The organism is Paracoccus aestuariivivens, assembly GCF_009711225.1.
Taxonomy (GTDB): Bacteria; Pseudomonadota; Alphaproteobacteria; order Rhodobacterales; family Rhodobacteraceae; genus Paracoccus; species Paracoccus aestuariivivens.
On the sequence record NZ_WMIE01000006.1, the window covers coordinates 21822 to 43604 of the forward strand.

Sequence of the window (21783 nt, forward strand, 5' to 3'; positions counted from 1 at the left end):
GCACGAGTCGACAGAACAGTGTTCGATCCTCCAAACCCCGCCCTTTTCCGCCTGCCCCATGCGTCAGGCCACCTGTTCCGCCCGTGCATCAATCCATCGGGCGAGGTGTGCGGCATAATCTTGCGCAGCCGCCTCGATCTCGTCCGGCGAAAGCTTGTCGGCCCGATAGAGGAAAAACGGCTCGGCCCAGTCAAGCCTGCAGCGATGTGCGGTGGCGCGAAGCGGCGCGATAAGTTCGGTCATGGGAAACAGATTTTGCCCGCCCGCCGAATAGGCCTCGCGCGTGTTGCCAGCGGTGGCGGCGATCATCAGGGGCGTCCCTTCCAGATGGCGGCCCTCGGTCTCGTAGGTGATGTAGAACATTCGCGTCAGCACGGCATCCTGCCACGACTTCAATAGTGGCGGCGTCGAGTACCACTGGACGGGAAATTGCAGTACGATCCTGTCGACAGCGAGCAGCCGCGCCGCCTCGCGTTCGCCATCGCGGAAAAGATGAAGCCCCTCTGGGCAAGCGGCCATCATGTCCACCACCTCCACGTCCGGCAGGGCCGCAGCTGCACGGGCCATCGCCACATTGGCATTCGACCGGCTCGGATCGGGGTGGAACATCAGGATCAGGGTCTTGGACATCGTCATCTCCTTGGTTCGGATAAGTTGACGTTGCCGGGGCCTTGAAAATTAATCCAATCGATATGCGATATAGTCTATTATCCGTCACATGAATTTAAGATCATTCGACCTTAACCTTCTCGTCATCCTCGACGCGCTGCTGGACGAGGCCCATGTCAGCCGCGCCGCTGACCGGCTTGGCCTGTCGCAACCGGCCGCCTCGGCGGCCCTGCAACGCTGCCGCCATCTTTTCCGCGACGAATTACTTGAGCGGGGCCGAGGTACGATGCGGCTGACAGCAAAGGCCGAGGCGCTTCGCGGACCGCTGAAATCCTTGCTGGCCGGCGTGGGAGATCTCGTCGATCCGGTCGAAACAGAGCTGACCGAGATACGCCAGACCATCCGCATCGCCATGGCTGATTATCCCGCAATTTTCGTCATCGGCTCATTGCAGCGCGCCCTTGCCGAAACCGCGCCGGGCATAGATCTGGTGATCCAGCCCTGGCTCGGAGCAGAGGCGGCACGGGCGGCGCTGATCGACGGCACCACCGATATCGCCGTCTCGGTGTTTCCGGGCGAGGATGACGACATCCACCGCGAGGAACTTCTGCTCGAACATTATGTCATCGCCCTCCGCTCCGGCCATCCGGCCATTCCTGACTTCGGCATCGACCGGTGGCTGGCCTACGGGCATATTATGGTCTCCGGTCGGGGCATGAAGAAAAGCCCGCTCGATGCCGAACTCGCACTGCTGGGCCGCCAGCGGCGTGTCGGAGTCGTCGTTCCGAGTTTCGGAATGGTACCGGACCTGCTGCGCGGTTCGGACATGATCGCCATGTTGCCCTCGCGCGTGATGTCCACCGCACCCGATCTGATCAGCCTTCCCCCGCCGGTCCCTGTCACCGGCTTTCCGTTGCACCTCGCCTGGCATCGACGTCGGACAAAGGACAGGGCGTTGAACCATGCTGCCCGAATGCTGGCCCAATTGCTGCGGCATTCGCCCGAAGGCTTGAATGTCGAATGACGCGGGACGCTCTCCGCAGGACGTTTCTGCAATTGCGAACAACGCTGTGTCTCCTGTCGGGCATGCCCTGATATGCCATGGCCACTGCGCCCGAGGCTGATGCGATCCGGGAAGCGTGGCTCTACCTGATTGCACGCGCTCTGGTCGTCCGACAATAGATGCTCGATCTCAAGACGGAGGGCTTTGCCAATATCAGCGAAAGGATTATGCCCAGAAAACCTTTCGGTAAATTTGCCCTTGTCTTGCCGGGAGTGGAATTCGATCCGCCCGCTGACATAGGGCGGATCGAATTCCACTTGGCCAAGGCCAAACTTCTTGGCGTGATCGAACTCACGGGAGATCCGGACAGCGCTGTCGCCCTGTAGAAGCAAATCACGTTGGCGGCGTCAGAACAGCCAGTCATCTCGGACCCGGCACCGATACCAGAATTCGACAACAAGACGCTGACCGGGGTCGAAGTTTTCGATCATGCCGAGGGCTCCTGGGAAGTGCCTTCGATGTCTCGCCCCATGCCGCAGCAATGCAGCAGTAAGTCTGCGCCGTCGCGCAGCGGATGGCCGCAAGCCCCGCGGCCCGCGCCGAAAATCGATGCGACCCTCAAGACCATTATCGCCGGTTTCCAGAAGGATGCGGGACGTGCTATTTCTGAACGCGACTTTTTATGATCGACAAAGGGTTGAGCCATGAAAGGATCGCGGAATGAAGGTTCGGTTTTCTCACCTGTCGCTCTCTGACCGGCGCAAGACCCTGCGCTGACGGCATGCGAAGCTGAGCCTCGACGAGATGGCCCGTCGGCTCGGCCGGCATCGCTCGACGATCTTGCGCGAACTCAAGTGCAACCATTTCCACGACAGCGAGAGCCCGAAGCTCAGCGGCTACTGGTGCATCGTGGCGCAGAGTCGCTGCGATGCGCGCCGGACACGTCGACGCAAGCTCGTCCGCGATCCCGGCTTGCGCGACCAGATCGAGCGCTGCTTGCGTGCCGGCTGGACGCCCGAGCAAATCGCCGGGCGCATGCGCTATGAGCGCGCGCCCGCCTCGGTCTGCCATGAGACCATCTACCGCCATGTCTATTCCGAGGAAGGCCGCCGGGCCCAACTCTGGCCTCACCTGCCCTCGGGCCGCAGACGACGGCGCGGCTGACCTGCTGCGCAAGCGCCCGTCACAGAAATTTGTCTATGAACTCAGCATCTTACTCCGCCCCGACGTGATCTCACATCGCAAGGAGTTCGGCCACTGGGAGTGAGACGGGACCGTCGCGCCCGATGGCGCGGCGTAAGCCCGTCGAACGACTTGGTTCTGTTCCGGCAGAAATACGGACCGGCCAATATCACCACGATGATCGAACGCACCAGCCGGTTCCTCCTGGTGCTGAAGAACGAGGAAAAGCGCACCAAGCCGATTATGACCCAGATCGCTCAAGCGCTGATGCCCCTGCCCCGACACGCCTGCCGCTCAGTGACCTTCGATCGCGGCTCCGAATTCGTCGACTGGCCGCATTTACAGGCCGAGGTCGGTGCGCAGACATGGTTCTGCGAGGCCCAATCACCCTGGCAGAAGGGAGCGGTGGAAAATGCCAACAAACGGTTGCGGCGTTGGCTCTGTCGCGACACCGATCCGAACAGCCTGTCGCAGGACGAGCTCAGACAGCTGTGTGCCGGACTAAACTCAACTCCGCGCAAATGTCTCGGCTTCCGCACCCCCGCCGAGGTGTTTAAGGCCAACCTTCTCGGACGCGGCCACCGGCGCGCAAAACTTTCCCGCCAACCAAAGTCGCATCTGGGCTAGCGCATCCAGGCATCCGTATCCTGAATGCCCTGACCAATAATTGGACAAAAGCGGGCAAAATCCCTTGATGCCTGTCTCCGCCCCGATTTTCCGTTGCTATTTCGCTTCTCACCTTGCGATGATAGCCGCGATCTGACGATGCGGATACCGGCCTGAAAAAACCCTCGGTTCTATGCGAGCGAAATGCGGTGAGCGACATCGAATTTGGGCCGTTCACGATCAGCCTGAATCGCCGCGCCCTGTTGCGCGACGGTGAAACCCTGCCCCTGGGCAGCAGAGCCATCGACATCCTGTCTTTCCTTGCCTCGCATCCGGGCGAACTGAAAACCAACGCCGAGATCGTCAAGCATGTCTGGCCGGACACCTTCGTCGAGGAAGCAAATCTGCGCGTGCATATTTCCGCCTTGCGCAAGGCGCTGGACGATACCCAACGCGAATCCGCGATCATCGCGAATGTTCCGGGGCGCGGCTACGCTTTCATTGCGCAACTGACCCCGCAGACGGGCCGAAGCGCCGCATCCAAGGCGTCCGCCGCCCGTCCGCGCGGGGCCAGTATCTTCGGGCGCGATGACTCGATCGGCCAGATCTCCGCCCAGCTTCTTCGCTCGCGGTTGCTGACCATCGTCGGGCCCGGCGGGATCGGCAAATCCACGGTCGCCCGCGCGGTCGTCGGGGGTGATGCCATGCCTGAAGCCGTCTGGGTCGATCTGTCCGATGTCATGCAACCAACGCTTGTGCCGACCGCGATTGCGTCCGCGCTTGGCATCCTGAGCCGAAGCGACGACATCATCCGCGACATTGCCGACCATCTTGGCGCCCAAGGTGTGATGCTGGTGCTGGACAGTTGCGAGCAATCGGTCGATGGCGTCGCCTCGGCGGTCGAGGCGATCATGGACCTGTCGCCAAGCGCGCACATTCTGGCGACCAGCCGCGAGCCATTGCGGGCCGAGGGCGAACGTGTCCATCGCCTTCCGCCACTGGAACTGCCCGTCGCGCCCGCTGGCGCGGCCGAGGCCTTGACCTCTCCGGCGGTGCAGCTGTTCGTCGAGCGGGCCGATGCCTGTCTGGGAACCTACGAACTGACCGATCGGGACGTTCCGTTCGTCGTCGCGATCTGCGCGCAACTGGACGGCATCGCGCTGGCCATCGAACTTGCGGCGGGCAGGCTCGAGGCGATCAGCGTCCAGGAACTGGCTGCCTCGCTTTCGGATTGCTTCCGGCTGCTGACGCGGGGGCGGCGGACGGCCCTGCCACGGCACCAGACGCTGCGTGCCACGCTGGACTGGAGCTATGACGCGCTGACCGATGACGACCGCAAGGCGTTGCAGGAACTCTCGGTGCTGCGCGGTTGGTTCGCGGCCGATGCTGCGGCCCGTATATTGTCGGCCGATTTCCCCGAGAACGATCTGGCCTCGCTGGTGGCGAAATCGCTGGTCGGCGCGGATAAGCAACCCTCGGGAACCAGATACAGGCTGTTGGATACGACGCGGATCTACGCGGCCGAAAAACTGGCGCAAAGCAGCGACATGGACCTGACGATGGCACGTCTGGCGCAATATGTCGAAGCCCGTCTGGCCCAGGCCGAGCAGGAACTTTACGCCCGCCCGGAACGTGACGGCTCTGACGATTACGCGGCGCTGGTGACGAATTTGCGGGCGGCGCTGGACTGGTCGTTCCGCGAACAGGGCGACCACCTGCTGGGCGTCAGGCTGACCGTCGCTGCCCTGCCCCTGTTCTTCCGTCTGTCGCTGCTGGACGAATGTCTGGTGGCGGTCAGTCGCGCCATCGGATTTCTGGACGCCCGACCGGGTCTGGACGAACGCAGCCGCATGAAGCTTTACGCCGCGCTGGGATGGCCGCAGATGCGGGCGACCGACGCGCCGGAACATGGTATCCGCGCATGGAGCACGACCCTGAAGATCGCCGAGCAGATCGGGGATGTTGACCACCAGTTGCGCGCGATCTGGGCCTTGTGGGTCGATGCCATCAACCGCGCCGAGCCGGATGCGGGAATGGGTTTCGCTGAAAGGTTTCGCGCGCGCGCCCCCGGATCGGGAGATCCGACCGACGCGATCATCGGCAGGCGGATGCGCGGCGCGACATTGCATTGGCAGGGACGTCACCATGAGGCCTGCGACGAGCTGCGCCAGATGCTGGACGAATATTCCGCCCTGCGCGGGGGCCAGCATTCGATCCGGTTCCAGTTCGACCAGCGCGTGACCGCCCGCATCATTCTGGCGCGGGCGCTGTGGGTGCTTGGCGATCAGGATGACGCGCTGCGCGAGATGCGAGAGACGGTCGATTACGCCACGGAAATCGGCCACGGCCTGTCACTATCGAATGCACTGGCCGAGGCGGCTTGCCCCATCGCCCTTCTTGCGGGCCGGAACGACCTTGCGGCCCAATACATCTCGCAACTTCGCGAACACACCAAGGCGCTGTCGCTCGACGTCTGGCATACCTATGCGGACGGGTTCGAGGCCGAGCTGGATCTGCTCGACGGCGATCCCCAAAAATGCCTGAGCAAGCTTGGTCCGGCGATGCGGACACTTTCCTCGGCCGGCTTTACCCTGTTCGAGACCTATTTCCGCTCGGTCGCGGCGCGGGCGATGCTGCGGCTTTCGCGCCGGCCGGAAGCCCTGGGCGAAATCGACACCGCGATCGGCCATTGCGCACGGACGGGCGAAAAATGGTGCCTGCCCGAGCTTCATCGGGTCAGGGCCGGAATTATCCTGTCGGGTCAGGACGATCAGGCGGCAGGACGTGCGGCGCGTGAACTCGACACGGCGCTGAACATCGCCTGCGAGACCCGCGCAATGGCGTGGCAGCGGCGGATCGAACGGGATTTGTCGGCGCTGTCATTGTCCGGCTCCGGCCCTGACCATGCGACAAGGGCTGGCACGCCCCTGCCCTGAACCGCTGCCGGATTAACGCGGATTTACAACTCTGAACTCGTCCTTCCTGCCCGCGCGCGCGAAAATCGGCCCAGAGCAGGAGACGAGAATGAATGAAGACGCAGCCATCCGCTTTCTGGTCCTGATCGCCGAAAGCCGGACAAGCAACAGTCCCTCCGAGACCGATCTGGCCAGAATTGCGGCCCCCTATTACGCGTTCAAGGATTCCGGTGCCGAAGTCGTCATGGCGACGCTGTCGGGCGGGCCGCCGCAGGGCGTCGAGGGCATGCGGACCCCCGCGCAGGGCGACGCCGCCGTCCGGCGGTTCAGGGCGGACCGCGATGCGCGGGACGATCTGGCCGATACCGTGGCCATGGATGCCGTCGCCGTCGAGGATTTCGTCGCCGCCTATTGCGTCGGTCTGTCGGGGCAACTCTGGGCACAGGACGACCATGGCATCGCGTCCGTCGTCCAGACGTTCCTGCGGGCGGCGAAACCGGTGGCCCTTGTTCCCGGCAGGCATTTGCAGATTGCCCCCGAAGGTGCCGGTCAGGGTTTGCTGATCCTTGGCGACAGTGCATGTTCGCCGCTTTGCGCGGCCCGCGCCTTGATCGATATCGTCGCGGATCTGCGCCGCCTTGGCCGTGCGTTTTCACCAATTTACGACGCTTAACTGCCCTGCCGCGAAACGGGGGCATAGGCTTGGAAAGCCCAGCCCCGCCAACCGGCGGGCCAATCCAGAGGAGAAAGGACATGCCTGATCCAGTCACTTCGCGCGGCACGACCAGACGGCAATTGCTGCTTGGCTCGGCCACGGCGGCTGCCGCGCTGGCACTGCCGCGCGGCCTTCGTGCCGCCCCGTTCCATACCTTCACGCATGGCGCCTTCGATATCACCGTGCTCAGCGATGGCGCGATCACCCTGTCGCCCGAGATCCTGTTGCCCGATGCCGGTCCCGAGGAAAGGCTTCGATACCTCAAGCGCCTTGGCGGCGGGGTCGAGGGCGCGGCGGTTCAGGCCAATATCCCCCTGATCCGCTATGGCAGCGAATTGGTCCTGATCGACAACGGCTCGGGGACCAGATTTCAGGCCACGGCGGGGAAACTGGCCGAAAACCTACGCTCCATCGGCGTGCTTCCCGAACAGATCACGGCAGTCGTCTTTACCCATGTCCACCCCGACCATTCGGGCGCGACCACCAATGGCGATGGCACGCTGCTATATCCCAATGCGCGATATTACGTCAGCCGGAGGGAATGGGACTTCTGGACCGACAAACAGTTCGAAACGCGGTGGCCAGCGGCATTGCACGGCTTTGCCAAAGGGGCGCAGCGCGACCTGTTCGCCGTCAAGGACCGCATTACCCGATTGCAGCCGGGTGACGAGATCCTTTCCGGCATGGCCCTGATCGACACGCCCGGCCACACGCCCGGCCATGTCTCGGTCGAGCTTGCGGGCCGCGACAACCTGCTGATTACCGGCGATGCCTGCACCAGCGACACGATCTTTTTCGAACGGCCGGACTGGCATTTCGGCTTCGACACCGACGCCGAGGCAGCGCTTGCCAGCCGCCAGCGGCTGCTGGATCGGGCTGCGTCCGAAAAGCTGAAGCTGCTTGGCTATCACTGGACCTATCCCGGCGTGGGCTATGCCGAGCGTCGGGGTCCGGGCTACAGGTTCGTTCCCGCGTAAGGCGGCCTCTGGCTCGGGTTTTGCAGATATTTGCGACGATTTACTCGCTGTTGCTTCCGCTTACTGCCAGCATTCCGGTGTCGCTTCCCCGCAGTCCTCCAACACGGAGATGACCATGCCCGACAATCCCATCCCGACACGTGGCGGCATCACGCGCCGCGACACCCTGATCGCAGCCGGAACCGCTGTCGCGGCTGCCATGCTGCCCTTTGAAACCTTCGCCACCGAGCAAACCGCCAAACAGGGAGATTTCATCATGTCCTACGTCAAGACCGCCGACGGAACCGAGATTTTCTACAAGGACTGGGGCCCGCGTGACGCGCAGGCCATCGTCTTTCACCACGGCTGGCCGCTGTCCTCGGATGACTGGGACAGCCAGATGGTGTTCTTTCTGGACAAGGGCTTCCGCGTCATCGCGCATGACCGGCGCGGGCATGGCCGCTCGACCCAGACCTTTACCGGCAACGAGATGGACACCTATGCCGCCGACGTCGAGACGCTGACCGATGCGCTTGACCTGAAGGGCGCGATCCATGTCGGCCATTCGACCGGTGGCGGCGAGGTCGCGCGCTATGTCGCAAGGGCGAAGCCCGGTCGCGTCGGCAAGGCGGTGCTGATCGGCGCGGTCCCTCCGATCATGGTCAGGACCGAGGCCAATCCGGGCGGCCTGCCGATCGAGGTTTTCGACGGGTTTCGCGCCGCTTTCCTCGCCAATCGGGCGCAATTCTTCAGGGACGTGCCCTCGGGGCCGTTCTATGGCTACAACCGCCCCGGTGCTACGCCCAGCCCCGGTGTGATCGAGAACTGGTGGCGGCAGGGCATGATGGGCGGCGCCAAGGCGCATTACGACTGCATCAAGGCCTTTTCCGAGACCGATTTCACCGAGGATCTGAAAACGATCACTGTCCCCGTTCTGGTGATGCATGGCGATGACGACCAGATCGTGCCCTATGCGGATTCCGGCCCGCTCTCCGCGAAATTGCTGAAAAACGGCACGCTCAAGACCTATGCCGGTTTCGATCACGGCATGTGCACCACGCATGCCGACGTGATCAACGCGGATCTGCTTGCCTTCTTCCGAAGCTGATCCCGCCACACCAGCCACAGCCTCTCTTCAGCCCTCCCCCAGTCGGAAAGGATTGGAAATGGTCAGCCTGCGTAAATTCACCCTGTCACTGTCGCTTCTGATGCTTGCCCTTGCGCCGGTCCCCTACGGCTTCCAAGCGCAGGCTCAGGAAACCAGACCCAGCGTCCTTCCGACCGGAGGCGGTGCCGCTCTGCTTGATCCGGCGGATACGGTATTCCTGATGCTGGACCACCAGACCGGCCTGTTCCAGACCGTCAAGGATATCGGCATCTCGGATCTGCGTGCGAATGCCGCGACCATGGCGAAACTGGCCACGCTGCTTGATATTCCGGTCATCACCACGGCCTCGGAGCCCAACGGGCCGAATGGTCCGCTGATGCCCGAGATCCACGAATTCGCGCCCCATGCTGTCTATGTGCCGCGAAAGGGCGAGGTGAACGCTTGGGACAACGCCGATTTTGTCGAGGCCGTCCGCGCGACCGGCCGCAAGACGCTGGTCATGGCCGGTGTCTGGACCAGCGTCTGCGTGATGTTCCCCGCCCTTGACGCGAAACTGGCCGGCTACAACGTCTATGCGGTCATCGACGCCTCGGGCGACCCCAGCGAAATGGCCTCGCGCACCAGTCTGGCCAGATTTGTTCAGGGCGGGGTCATTCCGACCACGACGAATGCCGTGTTGTCGGAAACCCATCGGACATGGGCGCGCCCCGAAGCCGCCGATCTGGCGGTGCTTTACGGACTTGCCGCCCCGAATTACGCCGCTGTGGCCGAAAGCTATGCCAAGGCGCAGCAGGTCGTGGCCGCGAAATAACGCGATGCGAACACACGCGGCGGGGGGCTGGTGCCCGACCGCCGCGTGACTTGCCGCAACCGTCACGAAAGGGACGCAGATGAAAACCGCATTGGCCATCCGGCACGTCCATTTCGAGGATCTGGGCAGCTTCGCCGCCCCGCTGGCCGAGCATGGCTACAACTTGCGATACACCACCGTTGGCGATGCCGGTTTCCCCGATTTCGACCCGCTCGGTCCTGACCTGCTGATCGTCCTTGGCGGACCGGTCGGGGTCTATGAAACCTCGGCCTATCCCTTTCTGATAGACGAGCGCGACCGGATCGCGGCCCGACTTGCGCAAGACCTGCCCACGCTGGGGATCTGCCTTGGCGCGCAACTGATCGCGGCCGCCTTGGGCAGCCGCGTCTTTCCAGCCGGTCTGCGCGAGATCGGCTTTGCGCCCGTCCGCCTGACCGAGGCGGGGCGCGCCGGCCCGCTCTGCCATCTCGAAGACGTGCCCGTGCTTCATTGGCACGGCGATACCTATGATCTGCCGGATGGGGCGGTGAATCTGGCCTCGACGGTGCAGGTCCGCCAGCAAGCCTTCGCGCTTGGCCCGCGCATACTGGGCCTGCAATTCCACCCCGAGGCCGAAACCGGCCAGAGTTTCGAACGCTGGCTGGTCGGTCATGCCCACGAGATCGCCTCGGCGGGGATCGACCCTGCGGCGTTGCGCGCTGATGCGACGCGCCATGGTGGCGCCTTGACCGATGCGGCGCGACGGATGTTCGCGCAATGGTTGGACGATCTTGCCACCTGAACCGCCATGACTGATTTGCCAAAGCCCCGACCCAAACAACGAGGATGCCATGGACGCCCCCGCAGCTCTTGAATCCGCCCGAACCACCGCCACCCGCTTTGTCCAGTCCAAAGGCCGGACACTGGCCTATCGCGAGATCGGCGCCGGTCCGCCGCTGATCCTTTGCGTCCGGTTCCGCGGCATCCTTGACAGCTGGGACCCCGCCTTTCTGGACGCGCTGACGCAGGATTTCCGCGTCATCACCTTTGACTATACCGGCCTAGGCCAATCGACAGGCACCGCAAGCTACCGCCCCGAGCGGCTGGCCGATGACGTGATCGATCTGGCCGATGCGCTGGGGATCGACACGTTCGCGCTTGGCGGCTGGTCGCTGGGCGGGCTTGCGGCGCAGGTCGCCACCACGCGCATTCCCCGTCGCGTCAGCCATCTCGTGCTGATCGGAACCTCGCCCCCCGGCCCGCTGGACCCGCCGTCGGAGCCGATCTTCCTGCAGACCGCGCTGAAACCCGAAAACGACCTTTCCGATGAAACCATCCTGTTCTTCGAGCCGGAGTCCCCCGCCAGCCGCGAAGCCGCCGCCCGCTCGCATGAGCGCATCGCTTCGCGTAGCGGGGACCGCAGTCCTCCGATCCCGCCCGAAACCTACCTGCGCCTGCTACAGGAGCGCGCGGGAGAGGAAATCTTCGCCGATACCGGCGGCTATGCCGATTTCCTTGCCGGTTGCGGCATCCCGATCCTTGTCATCAGCGGTGATCACGAGATCGTCTTTCCCGCGCCGAACTGGTTCGCGCAGTCGCGTCGCTGGAAAAGCCTGCACCTGGTGGTCCTGCCGCAGATGGGCCACGGCCCGCAGCACGAGGTTCCCGAACTCGCTGCCGATCTGATCGCGAGCTTCGTGCGCAACCGCGCGAAACCGGCCCTGGCCTGAGCAGAGGCGCATTCGACTTTAAGCCGGGTGTTGGCCAATGCCCGCGCCCGGCAGTCCGCGTAGGTGGCCTAAGGCGTCAGCGCCAGTCCGGTCAAGGCCAGCAGCAGCGCGGCCTCGATCGCGTCGATGACCACGATGCCATGGCGTTCGCCCAACGCGCGGGCACGACCGCTAAGTCCGGCAGAGCCCAGAATGATCGCGCCCGCGCCGTCAAGATCGCGGGCGCTTTCGATCGTCGCGTCGATGCGTGCGTCGCCGCCCGCGCCCGCAGCCTCGGAAACGCCCACCCCTGCGGCACGGACGCTGCATTGCTGCGTCGCACCCAGACCCTCAAGGACCGTTCGGATGCCCGGAACCGCCGTTTCGACTGTGGTCACGACCGCGAAACGGCTGGCCACCAACCGCGCCATCGCGACCGAGGCCTCGACCGCGCCCACGACCGGCGCGCGCAGGAAGCGGCGGGCCTGCACCAGCGCGATATCGTCGAAACAGGCCATCACATAGGCATCATAGCCCCTGTGTCTGGCCAGTAGATCCAGCGCCAGCGGCTCGGCGATGAGCCGGTCTGCGGGTGTCTGGATCGCGGGCGGCCCGCTATCGGGCTGGATCACACGCGCCGTCACGCCCGACGGCAGCACCCGTTCGGCCAAACCCTGCAACAGGATATTGACTGCCGGATTGCTGTTGGGGTTAACGACAAGGATACGGCCGCGCAGGTCGGACCGGCCGGAAAACTCCCGACCGGCAATAGACGGAGTCATCAGGCTCATCCGCGTCCCGCCAGCATGTCGGGCAGCCACGTGACCAGCCCGGGCCAGACCATCAGGACCACGGCAAAAGCCATCATCACGGCGACGTAAGGCACGGCCCCGCGGATGACGTCGCCATAATCGCCGCCATCCTTGCGGACGCCATGCACGACGAACAGGTTCATCCCGACCGGAGGCGTGATCAGCGCGATCTCGCACATGATGACGACGAAAATGCCGAACCAGATCGGATCAATGCCCGCATGCAGGATCACCGGCAGCAGGATCGGCACCGTCAGCACCAGCATCGACATCGCATCCATGAACGTGCCAAGGACGACGTAGAACAGCAACAGCACGATCAGCAACTGCATCCTGCCCAGCTCGAATCCGGCGATCCAACTGGTCATGGCCTGCGCCGCTCCGGTCATCGAGATGGTGACGTTCAACAGCAGCGACACCACCAGAACGATCATCACCATGCCCGAGGTCCGCGCCGCCTGAATCGAGCAGTTCGCCAGCAGATCCCAGTTCAACCGGCCCGCCCCCGCCACGAAGCCGACGGCCAGCATCACCCCGAGTGCGGCGGATTCGGTGGGTGTGGCTAGACCGCCATAGATCGAGCCCATGACCACGCCGAAGATGACCACCGGCGGGATCAGATGCCGCGCCAGCACCAGTTTCTCGCGCAGGGGGATCTGCCGCATCGCCGATCCTTCGGCTCCGGCCTTGCCGTGGAACAGGAAGATATAGGCCGAGAAACTGAAAGCCAGCAGCAGCCCCGGCACGACGCCCGCCGCGAACAATTGCCCGACCGAGGTATTCGCGATCGAACCGAAGACCAGCAGGTTGACCGATGGCGGGATCAGGATGCCCAGCGTCCCTCCCGCCGCCAGCGAACCAAGCGAAGGCGCCATCGGGTATTTGTACTGCTGCAAGGCGGGCAAGGCCATGGTTCCGACCGTCGCCGCCGTGGCCACAGACGAACCCGACGTAGCCGAAAACAGCGTGCAGGTGGCGATGTTCGAATGCAGCAGCCCTCCGGGTAAGCGGCCCAGCCAGACCGCCATGGCGTCATACATCCGGTCCGCGATCCCGCCGCGCAGCAGCAGTTCGCCGAGCAGCATGAACAAGGGGATCGCCAGCATGGTCGGGCTGTTCAGGCTGGACCAGATCACGCCGCCCATCATGTCGACCAGCGGCATCCCGTACATCATCCAGCCGCCGAAACCGCCGACCGCGATGATCGTCACCGCGATCGGGATCGACAGGAACATCAGGACCAGCATCGCGCCGAAGCCGATGCCGACAATGGCTATGCTCATGTCCGTACCTCCTGCAGACCGGTCTCGGCTTCGCGGCGCTTCAGGTCCTCCAACTCGGCCTGAAGTTCCTCATTGGCAGAGGGCGTGCCGAATTCCTTGCGGATCTGCCGCCAGTCGCGCCGCGCCAGCAGGTGCAGCGCCCGCAGGCCAAGCCAGATGGCGGCCAGCGGAAAGGTCGCCATCGCCACCAGCCAGATGCCCTGCGGCACGATCAGGGGCGTCGCCCAAGGGGTCTGGGCGATGGATTTGTAGGTCCATGTGTCCAGCACGGTCTGGATGGCGAAATGCAGGAAAAAGACCGACAAGGCGGCAAGGCTGACGACGGACACCACATCAAGCACCGCCTGAACCCGCATCGGAAGCAGATTGGTCAGCTGGCTGATGCGGATATGCGCCCGATCCGCCAATGCCACGGTGAACGCTAAAGGCGCGGCGATGGCGATGGCATAGCCGCCCAGTTCGTCGATCCCGCCAAGCGAGATCGACAGCAATTTGCGCATCAGGGTCTCGGCGGTGATCGCGGCCGAAAGCGCCAGCATCATCATGCCGAAGACGATGCCCAGAACGCGGGTATATTGCTGCATCGCCTTACAGGCCCATTTTAGCGCCGACCGTCTGCCGCCATGTTTCGGCGCAATCGGTCGCGACGGCATCGCATTGCTTGGCCCAGATCGGCAACGAGATCTCGGTCACGGCGGCCGACACGGCTTTCAGATCTGCGTCCGACACCGGCGCTTCGGTCAGCTTATAGGGTTTCCCGCGTTCGCAGGGTTCCTTGCCGGTGTTGCAGTTCATCGCATCGACATAGAGTTCTTCCGAGAAGGACCAGATGTCCGAGGATAGCTGCGTCAGGGCAGTCTCAAGTTTCTTCTGGTCATCTGCGCTGAATTTCTCCAGAGATTTCAGGTTGATCGCATAGCCGTTCATCGCGAGTTGCAGCGCGATGGGCAGGACAGTGGTCGTTGCCTCGGGCCAGCCGCCGGTATTGGCCGATGCCGGTCCGGTGATCGCGCAATCGACCACCCCGCGCGCGAGGGATTGCTGCACCTCGCCGAAGGGCATCGAAACTCCGGTAGCGCCGAGCTGCCCGACGAAATTCGCGGCCGACTGGTCGCCTACCCGCACCTTCAGCCCCTTCAGATCGGCAAGGCCGGCAACCTCAGGCTTGCAGAACAGGACCTGCGGACCGGCGGGCCACATGCCGGCCAGCTTGGCGTTGAACGCGCTTTGCATGCGGCTGTCGACATAGGGCATGAACGCGTCGACATGCTCGCGCCCGACGGCAAAGCCGGTGTTCAACCCGACAAGGTCAAGGCCCAGAACCGAGGGCTCGTCGCGGCTGACCTGCGGGCCGCGGATCGAGACAATGTCGAAAAGCCCCGATTTCAGCACCCGCAACCCGTCGGTGTCGGGAATGCCCGCCACGTCGATCGGCAGGTATTCGACCTTGATGTCAAGGCCGGTCGTCTCGGCCAGCGCCTTGAAGAAGGGCTCTTCCTTTTGCTGGGCGATCAGGCCCGAACCCGAGGGTTGGCCCAGAACGCGCAGGGTGACGGTTTCCGCAGATGCGGTGAAGGGGACAAGCAGACAGGCAGACAGCAACAGCGAGCGGAACATGGAACCTCCTGTGGATTTGTTTTTCTCAGCATGGCTTCGGAATACATTTATGAAAACAATTTTTCACGATCGGTCACGGATTCCTGCATTTCTGGTAATGAATTTTCACTTATCTGGTCAGGATCGCCGGATATAAGAGCGGAATCCGGCTAAGTTTGCCCGCAATGACGGCAGAGTTTAAAGCTCGTCCAGAGAATCGTTGAGCAGTTCGATGCTGGCCAGCCGCCTGCGGCCCGTGGTTCCGGCCTGCACGATGGCGCGATTCGCGATCAGGCCGCATAGCGACATGACGGCGGCATGACTGAACAGCGGCCCCGAGGAGCGCGTCTCGCAGTGCAGATGCCAGTCGGCGCGGGGCTCGATCTGCATGGATTCGTCCGAGATCAGCGCGAATGCCGCCTTGCTGGCGGCAATCCGCTCGATCAGCAGATCGGTCTGGGCAACCCGTCGCCGCAAGGCGAACAGGATGACAAGATCACCCTGCTGCACGCTGGCGATATGTTCGCCCATGGTTTGCCCTGGACCCGGAATGGCCACAATATTTTCGATAACCTGCGTCAGTTGCCACTGCATATAGGATGCGAAGGCCGCCGACGCGCGAAAGCCGATGACCCAGACCTTGCGCGCCGAAAGCAGTTTTTCGGTCAGCCCGTCGATTGCGGGCAGGTCGATGCGGGCCAGCGTGTCGCGGATATTCTCGCCGTCGCGCAAGGCGTGGCCCGAAACATCCGTCACATCGGGCGTGTCCGTATCGGCGTATAGACGAGAGCCCGAGACCCGCTCGCGACGGGCATCCACGCGCGCTTCCTCGTATGAGGCATAGCCCAGCCGTCGGACAAAACGCGTCACGGTGGCATTCGAAACCGAGGCCAGCAGGGCCAGTTCCGAGGCATTGTAGCTGGCCAGTTCGCCGGGGAAATCGGCGACCAGTTCTCCCAGTTTTCGCTCGGCTGGTCCCAGGGTCGGCAATGCGGCGCGGACGCGGGACAGGAATCTTGGCTCTCTGCTCATGCCGTTTTGTAACTGAAAAGAATTTTTCAGGAAAGCAGTCCTTCAGGACTGGTGGTGTAAAGCAAACTTGACACGCACCCTTGATGGCCATATGTAAAGGTCGCTTTACAAAACGAGGAGTGACGATGCGCGGATTGCTTTCCCTTCTGGCCGGATTGGCTGCTTATGTGGCGGCGTTGATCCTGTCGCAAAAGCTGCTGGGGTTCGGGATCGAGGCCAGCCTACCCCGCACTCTGATCGCCCTTGCTCCGATGCTGCCCGCGATCTTTGTCTGTGTCGTCGTCGTCCGCAGCATCCGCTGCCTTGACGAGATGCAGCGCAAGCTGCAATTCGAGGCCCTTGCCGCCGCCTTTGCCGGAACCGCCCTGATCACCTTCGCCTATGGCTTCCTTGAGGGCGTGGGCTACCCGAAACTGTCCATGTTCGCGGTCTGGCCGTTGATGGCGACGATCTGGTTTATCGGGGTCATGGTCGGGCGGCTGCGTTTCAATTGAACAACCGCATTCAGGAATTGCGCCAGCTGCGGAACTGGTCGCAGGCCGATCTGGCCGCGCATCTGCAAGTCTCGCGGCAGACGGTCAACGCGCTGGAACGCGGGCGCTACGATCCCAGCCTGCCGCTTGCCTTCAGCATCGCACGGCTGTTCGGCCTGCCGATCGAGCAGATCTTCCAGCCGGATCAGGATCGATAACCCCGACAGGGCCGGCGGCCTCGTGCCGTATCAGCCCCCTTTGCCCCAGTTCGAACCGGCCCTGACAGCAGATGCGGTCGAGCAGCGCCCGGTCATGGCTGATGGCCAGAATGCCGATTTGTTTGCTGCGCGCGATCTGGCCCAGCAGATGCCAGATGCGGGCCTGCGAGACCGGATCAAGCGGGGCGGTGATCTCGTCGGCGATCAGGTAGCGCGGATTGGCGGTCAGTGCGCGCAGGATCGAGATCCGCTGCAACTGGCCACCCGAAAGCTCGTGCGGAAAGCGCCCCATCCATTCGGCATCGACGCCGAAGGCGGTCAGAAGCCCTGCCTCGGGCTGGCCCGCCTCGGCCAGAATACAGCGTATTTTCCAGCGCGGGTTCATGGCTGCCAGCGGGCTTTGATGCAGGTACTGGACCGGTTGCGCCTTGCCGGACGCGGGCTGCTGGCCGTCGATCCGCACCACCCCCGCGCTTGGTCGGTGCAGCCCCGCGATCACACGTCCCAGCGTGGTTTTCCCCGCGCCCGAGGCCCCGCAAAGGCCCATGATTCGGCCGGATTCCAGCGCGAATGTCACGCCGTCGAACAGCGTCCGGCCATCGAACCCCGCCGCAAGGTCATGCGCCTCAAGCATCGGTCAGGAATCCGTTCTCGGGTAAGGCCCGCCACAGGTCGCGGGCATAGGACGAGGTCAGTTCCGCCCCCCTCCCCGTGAAATTGCGCGGAAATTCGATGCCACGCATCCGACCTTCGTCCAGAATGGCGACGCGATCGGCGATTGGCAGCACGGATTTCAGGTCATGGGTGATCAGCAGGATACCGGCGCCGCGCCGCGCATGTTCCCCAAGCATCCGCAATACGGCGTCACGGTTTTCGGGGTCCAGACCGGCGGTCGGCTCGTCGGCGATCAGCAGGTCAGGCGCTCCGGCTTCTGCCATGGCCAGCAGCACGCGCCGCGCCATCCCGCCCGAAAGCTGGTCAGGGAATAGCTGCGCCACTTGCGGGGGCAGACCAAGTGCGGCAAGCCGCGCCGTGGTATCGGCGGCACTACCGCTGCGACGCGCGGCCCATGACATTTGCGCGCCGGTGCGGGCCAGCGGGTCAAGGTGGGAAACCTGCTGCGGGATCAGCGCGATTTTCCGGCCGCGCAGGGCTGGCGGATAGACGGGGTTCAAGGCTTGCCCGCGAAATGCCAGCTTTCCGCGCAACACCGCGTTCGGCGGCAAAAGGCCAAGAATGGCATGGGCAAGCAGGCTTTTCCCCGCGCCGGACCCGCCGATCACGGCCAGAACCTCTCCGGCGTCAAGCGTCAGGTTCAGACCAGAGAGACGGCTGGTTTCCTCGTGACGGAACAGCCCGCGATAGCGCCGGAACCCGACCGAGAGATCGCGGATCGTCAGCATTGCGCCTCGCGCGGGGTGATCAGGCGGCGCAGGGCGCTGCCGAGGGTTTCGAAGGCCAGCACCAAGGCCAGCAGCATGGCACCGGGGAACAACGCCAGCCACCAGCGTCCGGCGCTGATATGGCGCATCGCCTCGGTCAGCATGACACCGATGGCGGGACGCGAGGGTTCTAGCCCGAAGCCCAGAAAGGTCAGTCCGGCCTCGTGCAGGATGGCGTGCGGGAACATCAGCAGAAACCCGACCAAGGCTTGCGGCAGAAGATGCGGCAGGATGTGATGCCGGATGATGAACACCCGCGAGCGGCCAAGCGCTCGCGAGGTTTCGATATAGGGCGCGGCGGCGACTTGCAGCAATTCGGCGCGCAGGATGCGGGCAAGCCTTGGCCAATGGCTGATCGCCACAGCGATGACGACCGCCGCCGTTCCTCCGCCCAAGGCGAAAGAGATCAGGATCAGCAGCATCAGATGCGGCATGGCCAGCATGGCATCGGTGACAAATCCCGCAATCCGGTCGGTACCCCGCCCCAGCCCCGAGAGCGTCGCCATCAGAATGGCAATCGCGACCGACAGCCCCGCCGCGATCAAGCCAATTTCAAGGCTGAGCGCCAGACCGTGCAGGCTGCGCGCCAGCATGTCCCGCCCCATCTGGTCGGTGCCGAAAAGATGCCCCGATTGCGGGGCGAGGTTGCGGGCGGCAAAGTCGGCGCGGATGCCGGTTTCGCCCAATCCCGCAGGGGCCAAGGCAATCGCGACGATCAGCATGGCTGCCAGCAAGGCGGCCAGCAAGGCCCCGACCCGCCCGTTCATGCTACGCCCATGCGCGGATCGATGCGCCGCGACAGCCGGTCGGCGATCATGTTCGCGCTTGAGACGATCACCGCGCTGAGCATCGCGATGGCCAGCAGCAGGGGCACGTCGCCCTTCATGCCCGCCTCGACGGTGGCGCGACCCAGACCGGGCCATGCGAAGACCTGCTCGGCCAGGATCGAGCCGCCGAAAATCTCGCCGCTGGCGGCCATCAGCGCGGTCAGCGCCGGAAGCGCCGCGTTCCGGATGCCGTGGCGCAGCACGATATCCACCCGACCCGCACCTTGGGCGCGGGCCAGAAGGACATAATCCGATTGCAGCACCTCGATCAGCTTTACCCGCGTGTGCAAGGCGATTTGCGCGACGCCGAACAGGGTCAGCGCGGCCAGCGGCAGGACCAGATGGTGCAGCCGCGCGAGAAAGTCGACCTCGTCCTGCGGAACGCCGACGGGACCGGCGCAGCAGACGGGCGTCCAGCCCAGCCGCACCGAAAACAGCATGAGCATCAGCATCGCCAGCCAGAAGGTCGGCGTCGAGGCCAGCACATAGCAATAGATCCGGATGCCGCGATCCAGCCACGACCCCTGCACCGCCGCTGCCACCAGCCCAAGGCCGAAACCCATGATCCCCGACAGCAGCCATGCCAGCCCCGTCAGCGCCAGCGAGGCCCCTATCCGGTCGGCCATGACCTGCGCGACGGGCGCGTTATAGGTCGTGCTGAAGCCCAGATCTCCGGTCAGGACATGTCCGGCCCAAGCCAGAAACTGTTCCTTCGCCGGACGATCCAGACCCCAAGCGGCGGCGATCTGGGCTTTCTGCTCGGGGCTGGCATGGGCGATTGCGGGTCCAAGATAGGCATCGACCGGATCGACCGGAGACGCCTTCATCAGCAGGAAAACCGCCAGTGCCACCACGACCAGCAGCAATATCTGCCGCAGCAGCAGGCGAGCCAGGACCGGCATCTATTCGCAGGTCCAGCGCCAGGTGGCGATGGTGGCGGTGACCGGCCAGCCATGGCCATGCGGCTCGATCTGGGTGCGGCCAAGGTCCAGACAATCGCTGACGAAATAGACATGATCCAGATTGACCAGCCATGCCCAGCCATTGTCGCCGTTCAGGCCGTAGCTTCCGGCGGCTTCGGACCAATAGGGATAGGACGCCTGAAGGCTTTCGGCGGCCTGCGCCTGTTCGAACAGCGCGTCCACTTTCGCGTTCGCGTAATACGAGGGGTTCGCATATTCGACCCCGCCCAACCGCTGGGCGAAAAGGCTGTAAAGCTGATAGGGCGAATGGCTGCCGAAGCCGAAGACCACCGGCTCGGAATGCATGACACGGCCGATCGAATCCCAACTGCCACCGACGGGCGTCGCGTGGATTCCCAGCGGGCGCAGCAACTCGGCGGCAGTTTCGGCCAAGGCCTGCCGCGTGGCGTCCGAGGCCGGATAGTTGATCGGAAATGCGGCGCGGACGCCGTTCTTTTCGCGGATGCCGTCGGCGGCAGGGTTCCAGCCCGCCTGATCCAGCAGGGCCTTGACAGCTTGCAGGTCATGGGTCGTGGTTTCGTTCTTGCCCGACCAAGGCAGCCCGTCCGCGGGACCGAAGGCGGGCGTGCCGTGACCGTGCAGCGCCACATCCACGACCAGATCGCGGTCGATCCCCAGATTGATCGCGCGGCGGATGGCGGGGTCGGACGTCACCGCATTGCCGATCCTGCGCCCGTCCTGCTCGCGCGGGGGGGCAAAGGGCAGGCTCAGGCCGCGATTGTCCACCGTCCTGACCGCAACAGCGTGGAAATTCGCGGGCACGGCATCGGCCAATTGCGCCGGAGCCGATGCCAGATGCACCACCCCCGCATTGGCCGCAGCCAGTCCGGCATCCTCTCCGGTGAAGAGGAATGTGATCTGCGGGAAAGGCGCGGAGGTGCCGTAATAATTCTCGTTGCGGGCGACGATCAGTTGCTCGCCCTCGGCCCATGACACCAGCTTGTAAGGGCCCGAGCCGACAGGATTCCGCCCGTAATCCGGCCCGTATGATGCCGCCGGAACGATGCCCAAAGTGTAGAATGCCTCGACAAAGGTGATCCAAGGCCGGTCCAGTGTGATCCTGACCGTGTGATCGTCCAGCGCCTCGGCCGATACCATCACATGCAGGTCAAGCGCACCGGCCGAGGTTTTGGCCTTGGTAAAGGTAAACGCGACATCCCGCGCGGTCAGTGGCGTTCCGTCCGAGAACTTGGCGTCGCTCCGGATCGTCACGGTCCAGACCCGCCGGTCTTCGGACAGCGTCCAATCGGTCGCCAGATCGGCTTCGGTCGCCAGATCGACATCGCGCTTCAGCAATGTCGATTGAAACAGCGGGTTGCCATAGCCGCCCCAACCCAGCAGGGGGTCGAAACCGGTTTCCGGCTCGCCGCCGATGGCCAGAACCAGATTCGGCGCATCGGCCTGTGCCGCGATGGCAGAGATGAACAGGGCGGTCACAGCGTTGCGGATGACGGGCATGGGGGTCTGGACCTTGCAAGTATGACGAATCCTTAAAATCCGCATACTTTCAGACGGCGACCATGC

The 21783-nt window shown here is 63.9% G+C and carries 23 protein-coding genes and 1 pseudogene; 13 read left to right on the top strand and 11 right to left on the bottom strand.

The genetic code is table 11. The features are described from left to right. Nucleotides 1-63: 63 nt before the first annotated feature. Nucleotides 64-630, bottom strand: coding sequence for an NAD(P)H-dependent oxidoreductase (locus tag GL286_RS11560; RefSeq protein WP_155095728.1), 567 nt, complete (start codon nt 628-630; stop codon nt 64-66). An 88-nt stretch (nt 631-718) separates the two neighbouring features. Between GL286_RS11560 and GL286_RS11565 the strand changes: the two genes are divergently transcribed. From GL286_RS11565 to GL286_RS11615, 11 genes and pseudogenes are all read left to right on the top strand, one after another. Then, on the top strand, nt 719-1633 hold the full coding sequence (locus GL286_RS11565) for a LysR family transcriptional regulator (RefSeq protein WP_155095729.1): 915 nt from the start codon (nt 719-721) through the stop codon (nt 1631-1633). A gap of 158 nt (nt 1634-1791) precedes the next feature. Further along, nucleotides 1792-1998, top strand: a complete 207-nt coding sequence (locus GL286_RS11570) for a hypothetical protein (RefSeq protein ID WP_155095730.1) — start codon at nt 1792-1794, stop codon at nt 1996-1998. A gap of 12 nt (nt 1999-2010) precedes the next feature. Next, a complete protein-coding gene (locus tag GL286_RS11575) occupies nt 2011-2298 on the top strand; it encodes a hypothetical protein (RefSeq protein ID WP_155095731.1) in 288 nt (95 codons plus the stop codon). A gap of 34 nt (nt 2299-2332) precedes the next feature. Continuing rightward, a pseudogene (locus GL286_RS22920) lies at nt 2333-3421 on the top strand (IS30 family transposase). A gap of 188 nt (nt 3422-3609) precedes the next feature. Continuing rightward, a complete protein-coding gene (locus GL286_RS11585) occupies nt 3610-6336 on the top strand; it encodes an ATP-binding protein (RefSeq protein ID WP_211596297.1) in 2727 nt (908 codons plus the stop codon). 88 nt (nt 6337-6424) lie between these two features. Beyond that, entirely contained in the window at nt 6425-6988 is a 564-nt protein-coding gene (locus tag GL286_RS11590) for a type 1 glutamine amidotransferase family protein (RefSeq protein ID WP_155095732.1), read from the top strand. 80 nt (nt 6989-7068) lie between these two features. Further along, nucleotides 7069-8007, top strand: coding sequence for an MBL fold metallo-hydrolase (locus GL286_RS11595; protein WP_155095733.1), 939 nt, complete (start codon nt 7069-7071; stop codon nt 8005-8007). A gap of 115 nt (nt 8008-8122) precedes the next feature. Next, entirely contained in the window at nt 8123-9094 is a 972-nt protein-coding gene (locus GL286_RS11600) for an alpha/beta fold hydrolase (protein ID WP_155095734.1), read from the top strand. A 58-nt stretch (nt 9095-9152) separates the two neighbouring features. Further along, nucleotides 9153-9905 (top strand): isochorismatase family protein, encoded by a 753-nt coding sequence (locus GL286_RS11605; protein WP_211596299.1) that lies wholly within the window; start codon nt 9153-9155, stop codon nt 9903-9905. Between the two features lie 79 nt (nt 9906-9984). Further along, nucleotides 9985-10686 carry a glutamine amidotransferase gene (locus GL286_RS11610; protein ID WP_155095735.1) on the top strand — a complete coding sequence of 234 codons (702 nt, stop codon included), beginning with the start codon at nt 9985-9987 and terminating at the stop codon, nt 10684-10686. 49 nt (nt 10687-10735) lie between these two features. Further along, nucleotides 10736-11614: an alpha/beta fold hydrolase gene (locus GL286_RS11615; RefSeq protein ID WP_155095736.1), complete on the top strand. Its 879-nt coding sequence runs from the start codon at nt 10736-10738 to the stop codon at nt 11612-11614. 68 nt (nt 11615-11682) lie between these two features. Here the strand turns inward: GL286_RS11615 and GL286_RS11620 are convergent, their stop codons facing one another. The 5 genes from GL286_RS11620 to GL286_RS11640 form a co-directional block, all read right to left on the bottom strand. Further along, nucleotides 11683-12375 carry an aspartate/glutamate racemase family protein gene (locus tag GL286_RS11620; RefSeq protein WP_155095737.1) on the bottom strand — a complete coding sequence of 231 codons (693 nt, stop codon included), beginning with the start codon at nt 12373-12375 and terminating at the stop codon, nt 11683-11685. A 5-nt stretch (nt 12376-12380) separates the two neighbouring features. Continuing rightward, complete coding sequence (locus GL286_RS11625; RefSeq protein ID WP_155095738.1) at nt 12381-13688, bottom strand: TRAP transporter large permease; 1308 nt, start codon at nt 13686-13688, stop codon at nt 12381-12383. Further along, nucleotides 13685-14272: a TRAP transporter small permease subunit gene (locus GL286_RS11630; RefSeq protein WP_155095739.1), complete on the bottom strand. Its 588-nt coding sequence runs from the start codon at nt 14270-14272 to the stop codon at nt 13685-13687. The genes GL286_RS11625 and GL286_RS11630 overlap by 4 nt, the downstream gene beginning before the upstream one ends. Nucleotides 14273-14276: 4 nt before the next feature. Beyond that, nucleotides 14277-15305 (bottom strand): TRAP transporter substrate-binding protein, encoded by a 1029-nt coding sequence (locus GL286_RS11635; protein WP_155095740.1) that lies wholly within the window; start codon nt 15303-15305, stop codon nt 14277-14279. 177 nt (nt 15306-15482) lie between these two features. Further along, a complete protein-coding gene (locus GL286_RS11640) occupies nt 15483-16316 on the bottom strand; it encodes a MurR/RpiR family transcriptional regulator (protein WP_155095741.1) in 834 nt (277 codons plus the stop codon). A 125-nt stretch (nt 16317-16441) separates the two neighbouring features. On the opposite strand from GL286_RS11640, the gene GL286_RS11645 reads away from it, so the two are divergent. Then, nucleotides 16442-16810, top strand: coding sequence for a hypothetical protein (locus GL286_RS11645; RefSeq protein ID WP_155095742.1), 369 nt, complete (start codon nt 16442-16444; stop codon nt 16808-16810). After that, entirely contained in the window at nt 16807-17007 is a 201-nt protein-coding gene (locus tag GL286_RS11650; protein ID WP_155095743.1) for a helix-turn-helix transcriptional regulator, read from the top strand. Before GL286_RS11645 ends, GL286_RS11650 begins: the two co-directional genes overlap by 4 nt. Here GL286_RS11650 and GL286_RS11655 read toward each other — a convergent pair. The 5 genes from GL286_RS11655 to GL286_RS11675 are packed head-to-tail and all read right to left on the bottom strand — an operon-like array spanning nt 16943 to nt 21717. After that, the gene (locus GL286_RS11655) at nt 16943-17641 is read right to left on the bottom strand and encodes an ABC transporter ATP-binding protein (RefSeq protein WP_155095744.1); all 699 of its coding nucleotides are present in this window, start codon (nt 17639-17641) and stop codon (nt 16943-16945) included. The two genes, GL286_RS11650 and GL286_RS11655, sit on opposite strands and share 65 nt — an antisense overlap. Next, on the bottom strand, nt 17634-18410 hold the full coding sequence (locus GL286_RS11660) for an ATP-binding cassette domain-containing protein (RefSeq protein WP_155095745.1): 777 nt from the start codon (nt 18408-18410) through the stop codon (nt 17634-17636). Before GL286_RS11660 ends, GL286_RS11655 begins: the two co-directional genes overlap by 8 nt. Then, nucleotides 18404-19216, bottom strand: a complete 813-nt coding sequence (locus GL286_RS11665) for an ABC transporter permease (protein ID WP_155095746.1) — start codon at nt 19214-19216, stop codon at nt 18404-18406. Before GL286_RS11665 ends, GL286_RS11660 begins: the two co-directional genes overlap by 7 nt. After that, a complete protein-coding gene (locus tag GL286_RS22515; protein ID WP_155095747.1) occupies nt 19213-20178 on the bottom strand; it encodes an ABC transporter permease in 966 nt (321 codons plus the stop codon). Before GL286_RS22515 ends, GL286_RS11665 begins: the two co-directional genes overlap by 4 nt. Further along, nucleotides 20179-21717 carry an ABC transporter substrate-binding protein gene (locus GL286_RS11675; protein ID WP_155095748.1) on the bottom strand — a complete coding sequence of 513 codons (1539 nt, stop codon included), beginning with the start codon at nt 21715-21717 and terminating at the stop codon, nt 20179-20181. It lies immediately after the preceding gene. Nucleotides 21718-21783 lie beyond the last annotated feature (66 nt).